This window comes from Chitinophaga qingshengii, from assembly GCF_014529935.1.
GTDB lineage: Bacteria > Bacteroidota > Bacteroidia > Chitinophagales > Chitinophagaceae > Chitinophaga > Chitinophaga qingshengii.
In genome coordinates this window covers 915,028-935,647 of sequence record NZ_JACVFC010000001.1, presented here as the reverse complement: position 1 = coordinate 935,647, position 20,620 = coordinate 915,028, and the positions used below count along the sequence as shown (strand labels likewise).

Annotated in this window: 15 protein-coding genes; 10 read left to right on the top strand and 5 right to left on the bottom strand. The window is 49.3% G+C overall.

From position 1 onward, the window contains the following. Positions 1-67 precede the first annotated feature (67 nt). Positions 68-802: a phytanoyl-CoA dioxygenase family protein gene (locus ICL07_RS03235; RefSeq protein WP_246484965.1), complete on the bottom strand. Its 735-nt coding sequence runs from the start codon at positions 800-802 to the stop codon at positions 68-70. A 109-nt stretch (positions 803-911) separates the two neighbouring features. Between ICL07_RS03235 and ICL07_RS03230 the strand changes: the two genes are divergently transcribed. Continuing rightward, positions 912-1,982 (top strand): NADH:flavin oxidoreductase/NADH oxidase, encoded by a 1,071-nt coding sequence (locus tag ICL07_RS03230; RefSeq protein ID WP_188086503.1) that lies wholly within the window; start codon positions 912-914, stop codon positions 1,980-1,982. A gap of 84 nt (positions 1,983-2,066) precedes the next feature. Here ICL07_RS03230 and mgrA read toward each other — a convergent pair whose 3' ends face one another. Both mgrA and ICL07_RS03220 read right to left on the bottom strand, forming a co-directional pair. Beyond that, positions 2,067-3,074 carry an L-glyceraldehyde 3-phosphate reductase gene (mgrA, locus tag ICL07_RS03225; protein WP_188086502.1) on the bottom strand — a complete coding sequence of 336 codons (1,008 nt, stop codon included), beginning with the start codon at positions 3,072-3,074 and terminating at the stop codon, positions 2,067-2,069. Between the two features lie 116 nt (positions 3,075-3,190). Beyond that, positions 3,191-4,108 (bottom strand): acyl-CoA desaturase, encoded by a 918-nt coding sequence (locus ICL07_RS03220; protein WP_188086501.1) that lies wholly within the window; start codon positions 4,106-4,108, stop codon positions 3,191-3,193. 182 nt (positions 4,109-4,290) lie between these two features. On the opposite strand from ICL07_RS03220, the gene ICL07_RS03215 reads away from it, so the two are divergent. Continuing rightward, entirely contained in the window at positions 4,291-4,857 is a 567-nt protein-coding gene (locus tag ICL07_RS03215; RefSeq protein WP_188086500.1) for an HdeD family acid-resistance protein, read from the top strand. A gap of 160 nt (positions 4,858-5,017) precedes the next feature. On the opposite strand, the gene ICL07_RS03210 is transcribed toward ICL07_RS03215, so the two are convergent. Then, positions 5,018-5,515: an RNA polymerase sigma factor gene (locus ICL07_RS03210; RefSeq protein ID WP_188086499.1), complete on the bottom strand. Its 498-nt coding sequence runs from the start codon at positions 5,513-5,515 to the stop codon at positions 5,018-5,020. Positions 5,516-5,684: 169 nt separating this feature from the next. Between ICL07_RS03210 and ICL07_RS03205 the strand changes: the two genes are divergently transcribed. From ICL07_RS03205 to ICL07_RS03170, 8 genes are all read left to right on the top strand, one after another. After that, the gene (locus ICL07_RS03205) at positions 5,685-6,629 is read left to right on the top strand and encodes a FecR family protein (RefSeq protein WP_188086498.1); all 945 of its coding nucleotides are present in this window, start codon (positions 5,685-5,687) and stop codon (positions 6,627-6,629) included. A 99-nt stretch (positions 6,630-6,728) separates the two neighbouring features. Next, positions 6,729-10,178, top strand: a complete 3,450-nt coding sequence (locus tag ICL07_RS03200) for a SusC/RagA family TonB-linked outer membrane protein (RefSeq protein ID WP_188086497.1) — start codon at positions 6,729-6,731, stop codon at positions 10,176-10,178. Positions 10,179-10,196: 18 nt separating this feature from the next. Further along, positions 10,197-11,645 carry a SusD/RagB family nutrient-binding outer membrane lipoprotein gene (locus ICL07_RS03195; protein WP_188086496.1) on the top strand — a complete coding sequence of 483 codons (1,449 nt, stop codon included), beginning with the start codon at positions 10,197-10,199 and terminating at the stop codon, positions 11,643-11,645. A gap of 316 nt (positions 11,646-11,961) precedes the next feature. Then, a complete protein-coding gene (locus tag ICL07_RS03190; RefSeq protein WP_188086495.1) occupies positions 11,962-13,839 on the top strand; it encodes a tetratricopeptide repeat-containing sensor histidine kinase in 1,878 nt (625 codons plus the stop codon). Next, positions 13,829-14,470 carry a response regulator gene (locus tag ICL07_RS03185; protein ID WP_188086494.1) on the top strand — a complete coding sequence of 214 codons (642 nt, stop codon included), beginning with the start codon at positions 13,829-13,831 and terminating at the stop codon, positions 14,468-14,470. The genes ICL07_RS03190 and ICL07_RS03185 overlap by 11 nt, the downstream gene beginning before the upstream one ends. A 113-nt stretch (positions 14,471-14,583) precedes the next feature. Then, entirely contained in the window at positions 14,584-15,009 is a 426-nt protein-coding gene (locus ICL07_RS03180) for a hypothetical protein (RefSeq protein WP_188086493.1), read from the top strand. Positions 15,010-15,409: 400 nt separating this feature from the next. Next, positions 15,410-18,025 carry a M1 family metallopeptidase gene (locus ICL07_RS03175; protein ID WP_188086492.1) on the top strand — a complete coding sequence of 872 codons (2,616 nt, stop codon included), beginning with the start codon at positions 15,410-15,412 and terminating at the stop codon, positions 18,023-18,025. Positions 18,026-18,114: 89 nt separating this feature from the next. Next, positions 18,115-19,260, top strand: coding sequence for a hypothetical protein (locus tag ICL07_RS03170; protein WP_188086491.1), 1,146 nt, complete (start codon positions 18,115-18,117; stop codon positions 19,258-19,260). Here the strand turns inward: ICL07_RS03170 and ICL07_RS03165 are convergent, their stop codons facing one another. After that, a complete protein-coding gene (locus ICL07_RS03165; RefSeq protein ID WP_188086490.1) occupies positions 19,261-20,565 on the bottom strand; it encodes a cobyrinic acid a,c-diamide synthase CobB in 1,305 nt (434 codons plus the stop codon). Positions 20,566-20,620 lie beyond the last annotated feature (55 nt).

Below are 20,620 nucleotides of genomic sequence, written 5' to 3'. Positions count from 1 at the left end.
TTAAAAAGAGCGAGGACCAACATTTTATTATGTGATCTTCGCTCTTTTTAAATCCCTAAATCGTAAATCAAAAAATTCGTAAATCACATCGCTCGGCCCAGGCTAATCCGCCCGGCAGGCTGCGATTGGAAAATTCCATATGCACTACGCGCCGGTTAGCGCCGCTGGTGCTACGGGAAGAAGCGTGCATCAGCAATGGCCGCATAATCATAATGCCACCGGATTTGACACTACACGTCACATCGGGCGTCTCTTCCAGGGAAAGCGTATCGGGCCGCACGATGCCCTGCAAATGACTGCCGGGTATTACTTTCAATGCGCCGTTTTGGGCGTCGGTATCATCCAGGTGCAACCGGATGGTGTAGATATTCTCCAGCAGCGATAACGGCGGTTGCACGGTATACTGGTCCTGTTTAACGATCCAGTTGCCAAATCCTTCGGCTTCAACCCGGTCCTTAACGGAAATAGTCAGGTCCTGGTGCCAGGCCACAAACCAGTTGGACTGGCCCGGTTTATCAAAATAAATCGACTTCACCGGTACATAATCTTCTCCAAAAAAAGTATGAATAATATGTTGTAAGGCGGTGGTAAAAATGAGCGCTTTTACACCCGGCACCGCTTGCAGAAACTGCCGGATGGCAAACAGGTCGGCCGTTTTGCGGAATACAGCCTGACTGGTATCTGCGGAGGAGGTTATCAGCTGTAACATCCTTTGCACTTCAGCGCCGGAAAAAATATTTTCCAGTACAGTATAGCCCTGCGTAGCGAGCTCCTGCCGGTGTTGTTCCATATTTTCCATCATCAAATATACGGGTTACTGGTCATAGCAATGCTCGTTACCCAATGGCCGGCAACCGGTAATGGCAATTCGCACAGAATACGTTATTTTTAAGCAGATAAAATGAGAGCCCATGGCGAATTTGTTCACTCCGTTGCAGCTGAGGACCATTACGCTGCGTAACCGCATTGCGGTATCTCCCATGTGTGAGTATTCTTCTCAAGACGGTTTTGCAAACGACTGGCACCTGGTGCACCTGGGAAGCCGGGCGGTAGGCGGGGCCGGACTGGTACTCACCGAAGCGGCGGCGGTATCGCCGGAAGGCCGTATTTCCCCGCAGGACCTGGGTATCTGGAAAGATGAACATATCCCTATGTTACAGCGTATCACCGCCTTTATAGAGGGACAGGGAGCGGTGCCCGGTATCCAGCTGGCGCATGCAGGGCGTAAGGCCAGTACTATCCGGCCATGGGAGGGAAGTGGTAAGATTGCCCCGGCAGATGGCGGATGGGAAGTATACGCCCCCAGCGCCATTCCATTCAGCGACGTATATCCGATGCCGGTAGCCCTTGACACGGAAGGTATCTTACAGGTGCTGAACGATTTTAGAAAGGCTGCCGCCAGGGCTTTGCAAGCCGGTTTTAAGGTGGTGGAAATACATGCGGCGCATGGCTATCTGTTACATAACTTCCTGTCGCCGCTTAGTAACCAGCGGACGGATGAATATGGCGGGTCTTTTGAAAACCGCACCCGGCTGTTGTTGCAGACAGTGGAATCCGTAAGGGCGGTATGGCCGAAAGAACTGCCGCTGCTGGTACGTATATCCGCTACCGATTGGGCGCCCGGCGGGTGGGACCTGGAGCAGTCCGTGCAATTGGCAGCATTGTTGAAAACAGAAGAGGTAGACCTGGTGGATTGTTCTTCCGGCGGTCTGGTGCCCTATCAAAAAATTACGGTAGGGCCGCTTTACCAGACACCCTTCGCAGAGAAAATAAAGAAAGGAGCCAAAATAGCCACCGGCGCGGTGGGACTCATCACCACCGCCGAAGAAGCAGCCGGCATCATCGATGAGGGAAAGGCCGACATCATACTGATGGCGCGGGAAATGCTGCGTGATCCCTATTTTCCGTTGCATGCGGCCCATCAATTAGGCGATACATCGGTGAAATGGCCGGTACAATATGAACGGGCCAAACCCCGGTAATCACGAGGTTATGAGGCAATCCAGGAAACCCAGCGCTTCAGCCCTGGGTTTCCTGGATTGCCCCGGTGTTTCTCAACGACAACATCATTTTGCTCCTGCCCCATGCAATATCTGCTCTATCCTCTCCAACTCTTCCCCGGTAAACGAAACATTTTTCAGTGTATCCAGATTATTGTCCAGTTGCGCGACGGAACTGGCGCCGATCAATACGGAGGTGATACGTTTATCTTTTAATATCCACGCCAGCGCCATCTGGGCAAGCGATTGCCCGCGCTCCTGCGCCAGGCTGTGCAGCTGTTTAATCTTCACTATTTTTTCTTCAGACACCTCGTTTTCCTGCAGGAAGCCGCTAGGCTTGCTGGCACGGGATCCTGCCGGAATGCCGTGCAGATAACGATCGGTGAGCAGTCCCTGTGCCAGCGGCGAAAAAGGAATACAGCCGATACCGTTAGCCTCGAGAACATCCAGCAGACCGCCTTCTACCCATCTTTCAAACATGCTGTATTTAGGCTGATGAATGAGGCAGGGTGTACCGAGTGATTGCAGGATGGCCACCGCTTGCCGGGTTTGTTCGGCGCTGTAGTTGGAGAGGCCTACGTAGAGGGCTTTCCCTTGTTGTACAATGCTGTGCAGCGCGCCCATGGTTTCTTCTATCGGCGTCTCCGGATCGGGACGGTGAGAGTAGAAGATGTCTACATATTCGAGTTGCATCCGGCGCAGGCTCTGGTCAAGGCTGGAGATGAGATATTTACGGGAGCCTTTGTCGCCATAAGGGCCGGGCCACATCAGGTAACCGGCTTTGGTGGAAATTACCAGCTCATCGCGCAGGTGGCCGGTAAAGTCCTGCCGGAGCACTCGGCCGAAATTCTCTTCGGCGCTGCCAGGAACAGGGCCGTAGTTGTTGGCCAGATCAAAATGGGTAATGCCTTTGTCAAAGGCCTGCCGGATAATACTACGGCCATTTTCATAATTATCGATAGAGCCGAAGTTATGCCAAAGGCCCAGTGATATGGCTGGCAGCTGCAGCCCGCTTTTGCCGCAACGGTGGTAGGTCATGGCATCATATCTGTCGGTAGCAGGAGTATATTGCATGTACGTTATTTTTTCCGGGAAACAAGATAATCATCAAATACGAATTATCTGTAAAAAAGAAGACCGGAGCAGTGTTCGCTCCGGTCTTCTTTTTTATAGATAATATCAGATAAAGTCTAATCCTGCAGTTCTGGTTGTGCTACTGCATGACCCGCTTTAATATCTTTCAGTTTATTGCTGTTCTGTACTTTAGCCGGTACAGGGCGGATGTCCCATACGATGCCCAGCCAGCCTAATGTTTTAATCACATAATAGCTGATGTCGATTTCCCACCAGTAGAAACCCTGACGGGCAGCGCTCTGATAGTAGTGGTGGTTGTTATGCCAGCCTTCACCCAGTGTAATCAGCGCCAGCACCAGGCTGTTGCGGGATTGATCACCGGTATAGTAACGTTGGTTACCAATTTTGTGCATCAGGGAGTTGATGGTGAAAGTACCATGATACAGGATCACGGTGCTCAGGAAGAAGCCGATCAATAAGGTCGATAAACCGGCTGTCCAGTCAAACCATCCGGTGCCATTGACTTTGTTACCAACAAAATATACGGCTACCGCCAGTATAACGGCAGGTACCATATGCCATTTATTGAGCCAGAACAGTTCTTTGGCCTTGTGGTCTTTAATCAGGTCGAAACGGGTAGGCTTATACTCGGGTCCCATGATCCAGCCGATATGGGCGTACCAGATCCCGTAAATATTAGCAGAGTGAGGATCTTCCGGTGTATCACTGTGTTTGTGGTGAATACGGTGATTGGCAGACCACCAGAGGGCGCCCTTCTGTAAGCTGCTCTGTGCACCGCCTGCAAGGATAAACTGAAAGAATCTCGAGGTCTTAAAAGCACGATGCGAAAAATACCGGTGATAACCGGCTGTTACGAAAAACATGCGCACTACGTACAATACACCACACAGTATCCAGTCAAATGCGGTGGTGCCGGTAAAAAACGCCAATAGGGGAATGGCATGAATCCCCAGGAAGTCCACTTGATGCCACCAATTTGGTGACTTTCTGTCTTGCTTGATCGCCTTATTCATTCTGCAAATATAGTTTCCGCGTTGTATTAAATTTATGATTTAAATCATTTTGACAAAGTTAGGGCATTTCACCCGCGAATCCCAGGAACGTTTATATGAACTTTTTCACCAGATAGCTGTTGGTAATATATGTATTGTCATTGTATTATAATTAATTTATGTCATTTAAATTAAACTAATATATGTCACAGGTCCTGTCAGCTATTCGCAACAATGTAAAGTACTGGTGGCTTTATCTGCTCAACGGTATTATCTTCATTATTGCCGGCTTCATTGTCTTCAATAACCCATTCAGCAGCTATGTACTGCTCAGCATCTTTTTTAGTGTAACCCTGTTCGTAACCGGCATCTTTGAAATCATCTTCGCTACGGGCAACCGGCGCTCCATGCACGGGTGGGGATGGTCGCTGGCATCAGGTATTATAGACCTGGTAGTGGGCTTCATCCTCATGCTGTATCCCGCTATCAGCATGGCCGTCATTCCCATTTTCCTGGGTTTCTGGTTTATGTTCAAAGGGATCAGCCTGATTGTATTCGCGATTGCGCTGAGCACCGACAAAATCCCTAACTGGGGCTGGGTGCTGTTAGGAGGGATCATCCTGATCATGATTGCCATCGTGATATTGGATAACCCCGCCCTGGGGGTGGCCACTATCCTGGGCGTAATGGCAGCGGCATTCTGGGTGACGGGAGTACTCAGCATTGTTTTCGCCTTCCGGCTCAAACATGTAAAGAAATTATTTCAATAGTCCCGCAAAGGCGCAAAGCAGCAAAGAGCGCAAAGATGATATAAGCGAATATAAGAAAGCAAAGGAGCGAAAATCAATACTTTGATCTTCGCTCCTTTGCTTTCTTAAAAAACGTAACAAAAAACTTTGCGCTCTTTGCTGCTTTGCGCCTTTGCGGGAACTACCGTCCCAGTTCCTTTCGCAGGAACTTCAATGCCCGGTTCATCTGCGTTTCAATCGTCCCCGTAGTAATATTGAGTTGGGTGGATATCTGTTTATAGCTGAATGCATGTTCTTTATGCAACCGGAAAATCTGTTGCTGTTGTGCAGGCAGCCGGTTAATAGTGGTTTGCAGTTTGCGTTGCAGTTCCTGTTCCAATAATTTCTCTTCCGGGGAAGGGGACATGCTCTCGGGGGTATATTGCGATAAAGCCTGCTCCTGGCGTGCTTTTTTACGCAATTCATCCAAAAACAGATTTCTGCCATACACCTTTAACAGGGCAATTATTTTTTCATCGTCCCGGATACTGTCCAGGTTTTCCCATACCTTGATATAAGCCTGTTGTACCAGGTCTGCACACAGATCATGATCTTTGCAAAGTGCGAACAATATCCCAAAAAGTTTGTCATAGGTCTGGTCTATTATCCGCTGCAGCCTTTCTTCCTGTTGATGTGCCAATGACATATTGTTTTTTGTGTGCCACAAAATTACAGCGAACGTTAACTGCCCGTAGATTAACAAATTGTTAAGCCAGCTTTTTTTGTATAGGCATTTCCCGTTGTATACGTGTATTTATCAAACGCGGTTTCCGGAAAGATAATAAACTATCGGGAAACATTATACGAAAATGGATCAGGAACGTATCATCAAATATTTCCAGGGGCATTGTCCGGCAGAAGAAGCCAGACAGGTGCAACGGTGGCTGGATGAGCAAGGCGCCGAATGGATCGACCGGTTCATGGAACAACACTGGGAGGCCATCGCACAAACCTCTACGGAGGAACAACGCCGCCATCTGGCTTCACAGGTGATCGCCCTGTCGCCGGCCCGTAAAGCAAAATGGCGCTGGCTGGCAAGTGCTGCGGCAGCGGCCTGTGTGGCTGCCATTGCCGGCGCCGCCTGGTGGACATGGTCCGCACCGGCTTCCCAGCCATTGGCCTGGACGGAAATCCGTAACGACAGCAACGGGGTACGTACCATCCAATTGCCGGATGCATCTACCGTAACGCTCAACAAACATGCGGTGGTTCGTTATGCATCTTCCTACAATCAAAAAAACAGGCAGGTGGAACTGGCAGGAGAGGCTTTCTTCGAAATCCATCCGGATGCTAACCGCCCCTTTATTGTACAGGCTGGCAATACCACGGCCAGGGTATACGGTACCGCCTTTAACGTAAACGCCTTGCCCGGCGCCGGAGAAACCCGCATCGCCCTGCAAAGCGGTAAAATAGGCGTTACCTGCGACAGCCTCGCCGGAGAAAAAATCCTTTCACCCGGACAGCTGCTGGTATTCGATAAACAATCCCGTCAAACAACGGTCACACAACTAATACCCGCAAAGGCCGACAGCTGGCGCAAAGGACAACTGAGCTTTGTCAACACACCATTTAAAGAAGTATTACTACAACTTGAAAATACATATGGACTGCATTTTATCTATACCGGCAAACCACAACAACAAACAGTAACGGCCGATTTCCCGGTCAACGATCTGCCAAAAGTCTTACAGCACCTGGCTTTTATCTGGGAGCTTGATTTCCGGCAGCGGGCAGACAGCATCTTCATAAAATAACAAACATACTTACCCTGCATGGTCATGTGATGCGTCGCAAAAGCGATGCAGGGGATACTATTTATTCCTGTAAAGCAAACAAAACTTCAAAAAAACAGTATGAAAAAGAATCTGCAACGTTGGTTCCAACCAGTTTCCGGATGGCAATACCGCGCAAAGATTGGTTGCTGGTCATTGGCACTGGTAGCTGTAATGAGTGCCCAGGTACAGGCCCAGGCCATCCAGATGGAACTGCACGGCTCCAACCTGGCAATGGTAGTGGCCAGCCTGCAAAAACAGGCGCCCGGTTACCATTTCTCCTACCAGCAACAGGCACTGGAAAAAGTAAAGGTAGACCACATCAGCTTCCACCAGTCCAACGTAAAAGCTGCCCTGGAGTACCTGCAAAAAAATTACGGCCTGCAGTTCCTCCTGGAAGGTAATCAGGTATCTGTGAAGTACAACCCCGCTGCTACCGGCGTTACCAACGATATCCAGGTGGTACAGGGTAAAGTAACCGATGAAAGCAACACGCCGTTACCCGGCGTCAGCATCATCGACCAACGCGGCAAAATGCTGGGTACTACGGATGCAGGTGGCGTGTTCTCCGTGAAAACCACGGCCGGCAGCACCCTCATCTTTTCATATATGGGCTTTACAACAGAAAAGTATACCGTCACGGGGAAAGAAGATGCCATCAAAATAACCCTGAAACAAAATAGCCGCGAGCTGAACGGCGTTGTGGTAACGGCGTTGGGTATTTCCCGTGAGGAGAAAAGCCTTGGCTTCGCTACGCAAAAACTGGATGGCAGCGCTGTGAGCGCCGCGCCTACCAATGGTTTTGTGAATGCCCTCAGCGGCAAAGTGGCAGGCCTCAATCTCACTAAAGCCGGCGGACCAATGGGTAGCAGCCGCATCGTACTCCGCGGCGAAAGCATCCTCGACGGACAAGGCGGTGAAGCCATCCTCGTGGTTGATGGTGTGATCGTGAGCAAATCCTTCAATGGTACCGGTCACCAGGGCTACCTCGGCAACGACAGCCCCATCGACTTCGGCTCCGCCCTCACTGATATCAACCCGGATGATATTGAATCCATCAACGTACTGAAAGGCCCCAGCGCGGCAGCGCTCTATGGTGCGCGCGGTGCAGGTGGCGCTATCATCATCACCACCAAACACGGTACCCGCAATACAAAAGGTATGGGCGTGACCGTTAGCAGCAACCTCGCTTTCGATCAAATCAACAACTGGCCCGACTACCAATATGAATATGGCCAGGGTACCGGCAACGCCAAATATTATTCCTACGGTAAAACAGCTGACGGCGGCAATACTGCCTCCACCAGCTCCGCCTGGGGACCTAAGTTCGACGGTCAGTCCTACTTCCAGTTCAATTCCCCTATGGATGCCAACGGTGTAAGAACAGAACGTACGCCCTGGGTGCCTTATAAAAATAACCGTAAGGACTTTTTCCGTACCGGTGTAAGCAATACCAATACGGTAGCCCTGTCCGGCAGCAACGATAAAGGTGACATGCGCCTGAGCTTCACGCACATGAAAAATGAGTGGATCATGCCTAATACCGGCTATAAACGTTACACCATCTCATTCTCCGGCAACACCCAGGTAAGCAAAAAAATCTCCGTATCTACCAAAATCGACTATACGAACAAGATAGCGGACAACCTGCCTAACTCCGGTTACAACAACCAGTCTATCGCCTATTTCATCAACTTCCAGAATCCCAATATCGACCTGAACTGGTACCAGCCTTACTGGAAACCAGGTAAGGAAGGAGTGGAGCAGAACCACCCTTTCAGCTCCCTGATCGATAACCCGTACCTGATTGTCAATGAAATGATCAATGCCTCCAACCGGCACAACGTAACCGGTAACGTGATGGCGAAATATAAAATTCTCGATAACCTGGAACTGATGCTCCGCGGTGGTCTTGATATGGGCTACGAATTCCGTAACCAGCGCCGCCCGAAGAATACACAGAAATTCCAGGATGGTATGTACCGTCAGCAGACCGTATTGAACTACGAGAATAACAACGACTTCCTGCTGCGTTATAATAAAAATATCGGCGCGGACTTTAACATCATCGCCAGTGTAGGCGGTAACGTTCGTAACCAACGCCGTTATTATACCAACCAACGTGCCGATAAACTGGCTGCGGTAGGCGTATACAACCTGGCCAACAGTAAAGACCCGGTACTGTCCAGCTCTTCCCGCCCGGTGGCACAGGTAAACAGCCTGTATGCTTTCGTGAACACTTCCTGGAAAAATAAACTGTTCCTGGATATGACACTCCGCAGGGACCAGTCCAGCACCCTGCCGCTGCAAAACAATGTGTTCTATTATCCGTCCATTGCTGCCAGCGCCGTGCTGAGTGAAATGCTGCAACTGCCTTCTTTTGTATCCTATGCTAAATTGCGTACTTCCTACGCCAGCGTTGGATTCGATGCGCCATTTGGGACCTACTCCCTGGAAAAAGACTATGAAGCCGGTTCTATCACCGGTACCATGGCCAATCCCAACACTATCCCCAACCCGAACCTGCAACCACAACGTAACAACGCCCTGGAATTGGGTACCGAGTGGAAACTCTTTAAAAACCGTGTAGGCTTCGACGTTACCTGGTACCGTCAGCGCGCTATCAACCAGATCTCTGCCGTACCGATCGACCGTTCTACCGGTTATGAATACCAGCTGGCTAACGTGGGTATCGTGGAAAACCGGGGCGTAGAGGTGATGCTGAACGTAACACCCGTGAAATTGAAAAATTTCCAATGGAAATCTACCGTTAACTGGTCCCGCAACCGCAACGAAGTTATTAAACTGAATCCTGAAGTAGGTACTTCCCTGATCATCGCAGAAGGACCGAGAGGTACGCTGGAAGCGAGAGAAGGCCACCCGCTGGGAGAACTGTACGGCATCGGTTTCCAACGCAGCCCCGATGGTCAGATCGTATTCAAAAACGGCCTCGCACAACTGTCTTCTGAAGCTACTTTCCGTGGTAATGCCAACCCCGACTGGAGAGGCGGCCTGAACAACCAGTTCACCTACAAAAACCTGTCCCTGTCCGTACTGTTCGATATGCGCAAAGGTGGTAAGATTTACTCCCTCACACACGCTATCCTGGCTGAACAAGGTAAAATCAAGTCCACACTGCCCGGCCGTGATAATGGCCTCGTAGGGGAAGGCGTGATGCTGGACGCTAACGGTAAATATGTGCCGAACAATGTACTGGTCACCAACATGGACCAATACTACAACGCTATCTATGACCGTAACAACGTAGAGTCCAACACCTTCGACGCCTCCTATGTGAAGCTGCGTGAAATGGTGCTGAGCTATAACATTCCTGCCAGCCTGTTTGGCCGTTCTTTTATCAGAGGGGCAGCAGTAAGCGTATATGGCCGCGATCTTTTCGTATGGTCCAACTTCCCGGCTTTCGATCCGGAAACCGCCACACTGAACAGCTCTTCCATTGTACCAGGGTTTGAAACAGGTCAATTCCCTTCTACCCGTACCATGGGCGTAAACGTAAAACTCAACTTCTAATACAACATACAGGCATATATGAAAAAGTATTTTATTTATATGGGTGTCGCGCTGGGACTATGCACAAGCGTAGCCTGTACTAAAAATTTCGAGGACATGCAGCATAACCCGGAAACACTGAAAGTGGTACCGGCGGGCAACTTCCTCAACGCGATCCTGTTCGATGGGGTGAATACCGGCCTGAGAGAATCGCATCGTATTAATAATGAATTGATGCAGGTAACGGTAACGGAAATCTCTACCACCGACTTGCACCGGTACTTCATCAAAAACACGGAATCCGATTATCCCTGGGAGAACTACTACCTCACCCTGAACAACGTGAGAGATATGCGCACTTCCGCCAAACTGGCTGCGGAGCCTAACAGTGAAGCGGTAGCGCTCACCCTGTGGGCCTGGCTTTTCCAGAACCTCACCGATATATATGGTGATATTCCCTACCAGGACGCCCTGCGCGGGTATCCGGAAAATCAGCTGCAAAACCGCTTTGATCCCCAGCAGGATATCTACCGCGACCTGATCGCCAAACTGGATACGGCTAACCGCTTGTTCGTTACCAACGGCAGCAAAGGCGTGGAGCAGGGCGATGATCTGTTGTTTAACAGTGTAGCCGTTCCCGCTAACATCATCAAATGGAAAAAACTGTGTAACTCCCTGCGCCTGCGGTTGCTGATGCGTATCGCCCATAAATCGCCGGAAGCCCGCCAGGAACTGGGTAACATGCTGGCCGCTCCGGATAAATACCCGGTAATGGCTAACAACGACGAGTCTGCTGTGTTGAAGTATACCAACATCAAACCATTCCAGAATCCGTTCTTCAGCGCCCGTGATTACGATTTTAACGGCGACCGCGCACTGTCCACTTTCTTCGCTGATAAACTGACCTCCTGGAACGACCCCAGGCTGCCGGTATGGTGCAAAAAAGCCAGCGACGGTGTATACAGAGGTATTCCCAGCGGTTATAAACCGGAGCAGTTCGACCAGGTGACCAACATCGTTGCCGCTACGCTGAATGCCGACCTGAAAAAATCGAACCTGATCGGTACGATTATGACTTATGCAGAAGTGGAATTGATCCGGGCCGAAGCGATCATGCGTGGCTATGCTACCGGTAACGCACAAACGGCTTACGAAAATGGGGTGAAAGCCTCGGTTACCTTCTGGAATGTGCCGGTACCCGCCGATTTCCTGACCCGCCCGGGCATCGCATTTAACAATACGCCTGAGCAGGTACTTACCCAGAAATATTTCGCCTTGTTCTTCAACGACATGCAACAGTGGTTTGAATACCGCCGTACCGGTTTCCCGGTGCTGCCCCGTGGTGAAGGGATTCCGGCCGACAGGAATATGCCTGCCCGCATGAAATTCCCGATCATTGTACAAACCATTAATGCGGCCAACTACCAAAATGTAGTACAGGCCATGGGAGGCGATGAAATCGCTACTAAAGTTTGGTGGCAGAAATAGTCTGATGATTTGAAATGGGGCTGACCTTTTTGGTCAGCCCTTTTCTTTAATACTGTTTGTTTTACACTCCCTTGCAATGTCATGTTTGTTGGCCTGATCTGATCAGTGTAGCGGTGTTGGGATATCACTTCTAAAAAGCTGATTTACTAAAAAGATTTTCGTAATGGTGGCGCCTGTTTCTCTTTAGGTTGATGTTGACCGTATACCTCTAAAAGTTATGTGGCTTTTGTTTAATTACTATCTTCCCTTTCTAAACTGCCATATTTTTTTGATTGTAGCAATAAATATAGCCGCCCGAATCGGACGAAATAGCTTGATGGTACTGCTTTTTGCCAGCTCATTGTCCATTTTTTACCCCTGTTGGGCGCAAAATGGGACTGCTTTCACCGGTTACGGCGACGTACCTGTAAAGACACCCGATTCCCTGTTGCGGAAAGTACAGCTCACTACCGGTATTGGGGCAAGAATACAGGCCATGCAGCCACTACTGGCTTTTCATGCTGCTCATGGCACTACAGACTCGGTCATCTTTTATACCAATCAGTTGATCGGTGAGCTTGACCGGAGTGATCTTTCATCGGGTGATAAACTTGCCTTTCAAATTCCCCTTTATCTTGCACTAGGCAACGCCTATAGTGAGGAAGGGCTGTATGACGAGGCTTTACGCCTTTATCTTCAGGGCGTCAGGATGGCGGAATCGCTGGACAACCGGAACGCTGTTAATGATTACAGATTGGGTATCGCCAACGTATATGCCGCCCGTCATGATTACGATAAAGCCATAGCAGCTTACAACGATCTGCTGAGCGTAAGTCCGGACGAGCAATTGAAACAGATAGTGTATGAGCGGCTGGGTGCCATTTTTCTCGAACGGAAAGACCTGCGCCAGGCAAAACAGTATACAGAAAAGGCATTGGCTTATTTCCGGCAGCAACACCTGGAGAAAAAAGAACTGCAGGCGAGGCTGACATTGGGTATTATTGCGGAATTGAATCAACAAACCGACGAAGCATATCTCATTTACAACGAAGTAAAGGACAGTGCACAGCAGCACCAGTTTTTTGATCTGTATATCAGGGCAGGACAACGGATGGGTGACCTGTTGATGGCCCGGAAAGATTATGATAACGCAAAAGTCTTATTGTCGCTGGTATATACGAACGCGCTTCAGTGGAACGATCTGGAGGCCCAATTGAAGGTATTGAATAGTCTGCGTACGCTGCACGCGGTAACGGACGACTATAAAAACGCTTATGCGCTTATGACCCGGTACCAGGCGGTTTACCGGGAGGTATTGGACAGGCAGAATAAAAAGGAGATCAACGAACTCGAAATAAAATACCAGACTGCCCGGAAAGAAAAAGAGATCCTAAATAAGGAGAACGAATTAAACTATCAGAAAACAGTACAATACAGCCTGCTCATCGGGTTTCTTGTCATACTGATGCCTATCATCGCGTTGCTGTATGTGTATTATCAGAAACTTCAGGCCCAAAGTAAACTAAACACGACCCTGGAGGAAATGAACCGGCAGCAAATAGCAGCATTACTGAAAGATAAAGAACTGGAATTGCTGAAGGCTTCCGTTAGCGGACAGGAAAAGGAACGGAAACGGATCGCGGGTGAACTGCATGACAGCATCGGCGGTAATCTCGCTGCTATCAAACTCCAGCTCTCCAACCAAAAGGGAATGAATAGTCTGGAAACACTAATCCGTCAGGTAGACGATACCTACCGCCAGGTACGTGATCTTTCCCATGATCTTGTTCCCCAAAAGTTCAGCCATACAGGTTTTACCGAACTCATTTCCGGTTATATCAGGCAATTCGATGGGGCGGGTAATGCCACTATTACCTTCCATGCCTTTCCCGGTGAGGAAATAGACCGGATCGAAACCACGCTGAAAGTGGAGATTTATAAAATTATCCAGGAGCTGATCACCAATGCCCAAAAACACAGCCAGGCTTCAAAAATAGAGATACAGCTGACCCGGATGGACAGCACACTGCAATTATTGTTTGAAGATAACGGTCAGGGATTTTCCGTGGATACGGTGAAATATGGCTTCGGATTTCAGAATATTCGTGAGCGATTGAAATTATTCGACGGTATATTTTCTATCAACTCTTTCCCTTCAAAAGGTACTGTTATTGACATTGAAATACCTTTAAATCAAGCATCTCATGAAGCATAATATTATTCTCGCCGATGATCATAAATTATTCCTGGAAGGCCTTATCAGGTTAATAACACAGGAGAAGGATTTTCATGTACTCTACTATGCGCATAATGGCAGGCAGGTCGTGAACTATATCGATCAGCATCCGGAAGAACAAGTCGATCTTGTGATCACCGATATCAGTATGCCGGATATGGACGGTATAACACTGAATAATTATATCAAGGAAAAAAGACCGGAGATCAGTACGCTCGTCGTAAGTATGCACACTGATACGAATATGATTGATACGCTTATCCAGCATCATGTGGACGGCTTTTTATCCAAAAATGCGGATTCCGGCGAATTGCTGGAAGCGGTCAAAATGATCCTCAAAGGAGGGAAATATTTTTCCGAATCTGTAAAACAAGCCTATCTCAAAAGCGTCTTTAATAAGGAAAAAGAAACGCTTGAAATGCTCACTTCCCGCGAAAGAGATGTACTGAAATTGATCGCGGAAGAATACACTACCCAGGAAATCGCAGACAAACTTTTTCTTAGCAAACATACGATTGAAAGTTACCGGAAAAACCTCATCCTGAAGCTGAAAGTACGCAATCTGGCCGGTCTCACGAGGTACGCCGTCAAACTAGGCCTTCTCGGTTAACCCCCTGAAAACAGGGTGTTGAATTTCACTGAATAGGATGTTGTTGCCGGGATCGTACGGGGCTACCTTTGTTGCATAACAAAAAGCATCCTGTAACTAAAAAATGTAATGCTATGATCTACGGAATCACATTAATCCTGCTGAGTATTATTGCCGTTCCTTCCCTGATTTTATCTAAGAAACCCAACGCAAAGGAGTTGCTGGAAAAAGTGGAGCCTTACCAGGGGTGGATAGGAATTATTTTCTGTTTCTGGGGGATATGGGGGCTTATTACAGCAGTTTTAAACCTGCGCTGGCTCACCGCGGCGCCCATCTGGTGGATCACGTTGACGGCAGGCAGCCTGGTGGAGGCATGTCTGGGTTTCCTGTTAGGATTTCCGCTTATCAATAAGCTCTTTCTTTCCGGCAACGAAAAGGCCCGGGAAAAGACGGCGCAAATCCGGGCAAAAGTGGCTCCCAAACAAGGACAACTGGGTATATTGGGTATAATCGTTGGTGCATGGATGATCGTTGCCTCCTTCCTCTTTACGATTGCCTAGCATTATCTTTCACCATCCAACTTTTAAACGATGAAGAAAATAATACTGGCCGTCATCTTAATGATGTCGGGATGGGCTAGCCGTGCCCGTGCTAATCCGGTGGAGGACCGATATGTCTCTATGTTGGTGTGTTTCGCAATTGAATAGCCGGCCTTTATCCATTTTTGACCCATGAGGCGGTGTCTCAAAACGATCCTTTTTGAGATGTCCGCTTTTCTTTTAAACTTGACAGTACTTGTTTTATGCTGTTGTGCGATATGCTAAACAGCATTAAGCCCAAAAGTACTTTTTACACCAGGGTAATCCATAAAACAACCATAACAGTTAAAATCCGTATAGGTCAAAATCCCCAAATCGCAGTATATTTAGAGAGCACAAAATCTAATTATATCGCAACCAGATGAAACTACGCAAGCTCTATTCTCTGGCCTCCCTGCTGCTGTGCGGAATAGCACAGCCTTGTCTGTCGCAGAACACGCCGGTTTCCAACTATGACCAGCATGAGGCATTTTCTCCTTTGTTTTATCCATTCAATGGAAATGAGTACCGCAGTGCGGGAGGACAGCCCGGACCGAAATATTGGCAAAATGCTGCCGATTATAAGATAACGGTCACGCTGGACACAGTGCAGCACCGTATATCCGGCTCCTTGTGGATCACCTATAAAAATAACAGCCCTGATCATCTGCCGTTTATCTGGCTGCAGATGGACCAGAACGTATACCGCAAAGACTCCCGTGGCAGCGCTACGGTGTCCGCTACCAGCGAGCGTTTTGCCAACCGGGCCTATACCAATGGTTTCGAGCTGAAATCGGTAGACCTGGTGACCAATGGTAAGAGCAGCGCCGCTAAATACCTGGTAGATGATACCCGTATGCAGGTCCGGTTGGCAGAAGCCCTGAAACCCGGCGGCAGTGTCCAGCTGAAAATCGACTATAGTTACGCCATTTCAGAGTATGGCACCGACCGTACAGGCCGGCTGAATACCCGTCACGGATGGATATACGAAATTGCCCAATGGTACCCCCGTATGGCCGTATATGATGATGTGTCCGGCTGGAATAATATTCCTTACCTGGGCGCCTCCGAGTTCTACCTGGAATACGGCAATTTTGATTATACCATTACCGCACCGGCCAATATGGTGGTGGTAGGTTCCGGTGCTTTGGTGAATGAAGCGCAGGTGCTCACGCCCACGGAAGCCTCGCGCATGGCTAAGGCCCGCAATAGCGACGCTACCGTGATGATCCGCGATACCGTGGATTTTAAAGCGGCTGCGCAGGGTAACCGTACCTGGCATTTCGTATGCAAGGAAACCCGCGATGTGGCCTGGGCTGCTTCCAAAGCCTTCATCTGGGACGCTGCCCGTATGAACCTGCCCGGCGGGAAAACAGCCCTGGCACAATCCGTTTACCCGGTGGAGTCTGCTGATCCGGCTGCCTGGCGCCGTTCTACTGAATTTGTAAAAGGCGCTATCGAGCATTATTCCAGACAATGGTATCCCTATACCTATCCTGTAGCCACCAATGTGGCAGGCGTCGTAGGGGGTATGGAATACCCCGGTATCGTATTTTGCTCCTGGAAGGCTGCCAAAGGAAGCCTTTGGGGTGTTACCAGCCACGAATTCGGTCACAACTGGTTCCCGATGATCGTCGGTTCCAACGAACGTAAGTTTGCCTGGATGGATGAAGGGTTTAATACCTTCATCAACGGCGTAGCGGCAGCGGAATTCAATAAAGGAGAATTCAACTCCGAACAGTCCGCACAACGCGCGGCGCCTATGATGTTCGGCGCCAATGCGGAAGCTATTATGAACACGCCGGACGTGATAGGGCTGCGGTACAACGGCATTGCAGCTTATTTTAAACCCGCCATGGGCCTCAAACTATTGCGGGACCAGATCCTCGGCCATGAGCGTTTTGATTACGCTTTCCGGGAATATATCAAACGCTGGGCGTTTAAACATCCTACTCCGTGGGATTTCTTCCGTTCCATGGAAAACGCGGCAGGTGAAGACCTGGCCTGGTTCTGGAAAGGCTGGTTCTTTAATACCTGGAAACTGGACCAGGCGGTTAAAAGCGTTACCTACGCCGGTAATGATCCGGCTAAAGGTGCTACAATTACCCTGCAGAACCTGGAGAAACTGCCTATGCCGGTGGTGATGACCATCAGGGATGAACAAGGCCACCGGGATACCGTGAAATTACCGGTAGAAATATGGCAACGCGGATCTACCTGGGTATATCATCATCCGTCCAAAGTAAAGCTGTCCAGCGTTGTCATCGATCCGCAAGGGGAGATGCCGGATATCAACCCGGCCAATAACAGCTGGAAAGCGGAAAACGGTAAACCCATTCCCGCCGGTACTACGGCTACTACGGTGCTGGAACACTATATCAACGCTATTGGTGGTAAAGCCAAACTGCAACAGGTGACGTCCTTTTCTATGGAAGCATCCGGAGAAACCCAGGGTACGGAAGTAGAAATTAAATCCCTGTTCAAACAACCCGGCAAAGCCAGGCAGGAAGTAACGGTGGCGGCTATAAATGCGGCTGTGAGCAAGGTAGTTATCAACGGCGATTCTGTAAAAGTATCCGCCATGGGCCGGGATGTGCCCATGGGCCCTGCAGAAAAAGGCATGGTGAAAGACAGAACGCAGTTATTCCCCGAACTGTCCTGGCTCGAAAAGCCGGATGGCGTAAAGGTCGAACTGGCGCCACAAACAGAGCAGATCAATGATGAAGATACTTATGTATTGACTATTGCCACGCCCAATGGCACGCTGCTAAAAGAATACTACAGCGTACAGTCAGGCCTGAAAGTGCGCTCCCAGACGCTCAGCGGACAGGAAGGCGCGCCGGCGCCGAATGTGCAGATGGACTATTCCGAATACCAGGAAGTAAGCGGTGTACGGATACCCTTCCGCTACCGCACTACTGCCGGTGGTTTCGATACCAGCGTAAAAGTGCTGAAAGCTGTGGTCAACGGCAATATCAGCGACGACCAGTTTAAGTAATAGGTAATAAAATATACGCAGTTATAAAGTCCGGCGACAAACAGGTTTTTTCCTTATGTTTGTTGCCGGACTTTTTATTGTTACCCTGTATGCAGCATATGTACGCCTATCGTCGCGGCTTTCGCATTTTTATGTTTTGTTTGTTGACGCCGTTTGCGCTGATACCACTGCTTTCCATTTATAGCATGATCATGATACCTTCCGAGGACTGGGGATTCGGCCTGATATCTATATGCCTCTCTGGCCTGGTAGTGATCTTTTGCAGTAATGAATGGCTGTCCGTGATTACTTCCGATAGTTATGGCATCACTTACAAGTCCTTTTTATACAAGCGGGAGCTGCTATGGCAGGATGTAAACGGTTACAGGATTATCAACAAAACACTGGTGCTGGTATCGAACATACCAGGCAAGAGAAGGTTTAAGGTCTCTTTTTACCGCCGTAATCAGGGGGAAATTATTAATTGGGTAAGCAGCCGTTATCAGAACCTGCGGCTACAATACGCCGATCCGCGTGTTGTGGAAGCCTATAAAGCCATTGACCCCGAAAAGATGAAACGTGCCAAACAGACGGCCATTTTCCTGAATGTGAGCGCTACCGTGCTGGCCGTCATGACCTATTTTTTGAGAGATGAACTTCCCTGGCTGCCTGTTTTATTAATATTGCTGGCACTCTCGGCTTTAGCGATGGTGCGGTACCATAAAGGCTACCTGTCTATTAGTGTAGAGAAACATGAAGTCTTACCCACTATTGTTTGGGCTATCATGTGCTGCGGTGTCGGATTGTTGATATATTCGGCCCATGTATACCTGGTTCAACCAGGAGATATATGGATGGTGATGCTGATAGTGACCGCGGGGCTTGTGGTGCTCACTATCTATTGTAGCCAGGGATGGAAACCCAAACTGGCTTATAAAATCTGGGGTGTCGTTGCCATTACTTTATTTTTAGTCATGGTGGCTTTCGGGTCAATTACCTTTCTGAATGTTTATTTTGACAACAGTAAAACAGATCATTACCAGACAAGCGTGGCGGGTAAATGGATCAGCAGGCGGAGAGCTACCAGCTATCACTTGTCAGTATTGCCCTGGGGACCGGTAAAAACCAATAAATCTTTCTCCGTAGGAAGTGAGGTGTACGAGGCAATGAACATCAATGACCCGGTGAACATCGAGATGCACAAAGGCGCATTGGGTTTTCCCTGGTATAAGCTGGGAAAGCTGAAGGGTAAGTGATCATCCCCGGTCAATTCCCAGTAGCTGTGATAATCCCCGGATATTATCTCCCCAATAAAAATGCATATACCCTGCCAATATCCGCGGGCCGTGAAAAACAGGGCTATCCACGGTTTCCTGCCGTGAATTCAATACGCGTATATCCGTTTGCGTTGTACCCGGTGCTTTTATGTATTGGGAATAGTGAAATTCGTGCCCTCTCAACACCACATCACCAATATGCACTTCCCGGTAACCCAGCGATAGCCGTGGTGGCTGCATAGTGGTACTAACCGGTAATAAACCGGCCATCGTCCACGCCTCACCTTTCTCATCGGTGATTTGTTCCCCGAGATACATCATGCCGCCACATTCGGCCAGTATCCGGCCTTTGTATTGGCGCAGCTGTTGCAGTAAACCGGTGTTGCCGGCCAGTTGTGGAAGATGCAGTTCCGGGTAACCGCCGGGGAGGTACAACAGATCGGCGTTTGGCAATGCGCCCGCTGTTAACGGACTGAAATAGGTAATATCGCCCAGCTGCTTCAACGCAGTAATATTTTCCGGGTAGATGAAATGAAAGGCCTCATCCTGTGCAACGGCAATTTTTAACCGGCCGGTGGAAACAGCTTGGGTAGGAGCTGCTGCAGACACTGGCCGCAGTGTTTGTTGCAGCAATAGTTCGAGGTCTATATGCCCGCTGAGGTGATCAGCGGCGGCATCTATAATGGCATCGTAATCGGTTTCTGCAGAAGTATGCAACCCCAGGTGCCGGGAAGGAATCCGGATATCCGGCCGCTCAGGCAGATAGCCCAGCACCGGCACGCCGACATCTGCGGCCGCTTCCTGTAATATCCGATAATGGGAGGGGGCATCAACAAAATTAAAAATGACACCCGCCAGCGTAATGTCCCGGAAAAAATGTTTGTACCCGTACAATAGTGCTGCTGCGGAATAAGCCATCGCCCTGGCATCTACCACTAATATCACCGGGATACGTAACAAGGCCGCCAACGCGGCGCTGCTGCCTTCCATCTTATGGGCGCCGTCAAAAAGTCCCATCACGCCTTCTGTAATGCTGATAGCTGCGTCGCTGGTGTATCGCTGGTATAGTTCCTGCAAATGTGTTTCGGACATCATCCAGGCGTCGAGATTGATGCTGGCCTGCCCGGCTGCTATCGTATGAAGTTGGGGGTCGAGATAGTCGGGGCCACATTTAAAAGGTTGTACCCGTCGGCCGCTCCTTTGCAGTGCCCGTAGCAGTGCCAGTGTAATAGTCGTTTTACCGGCGCCGCTATGGGGTGCCGCTATCAGGAACTGTGGTTTCATACCCGGCAAAGGTAAGTTATACGAAAGTTAATATCTTCGTTGCTGCTTGATATGA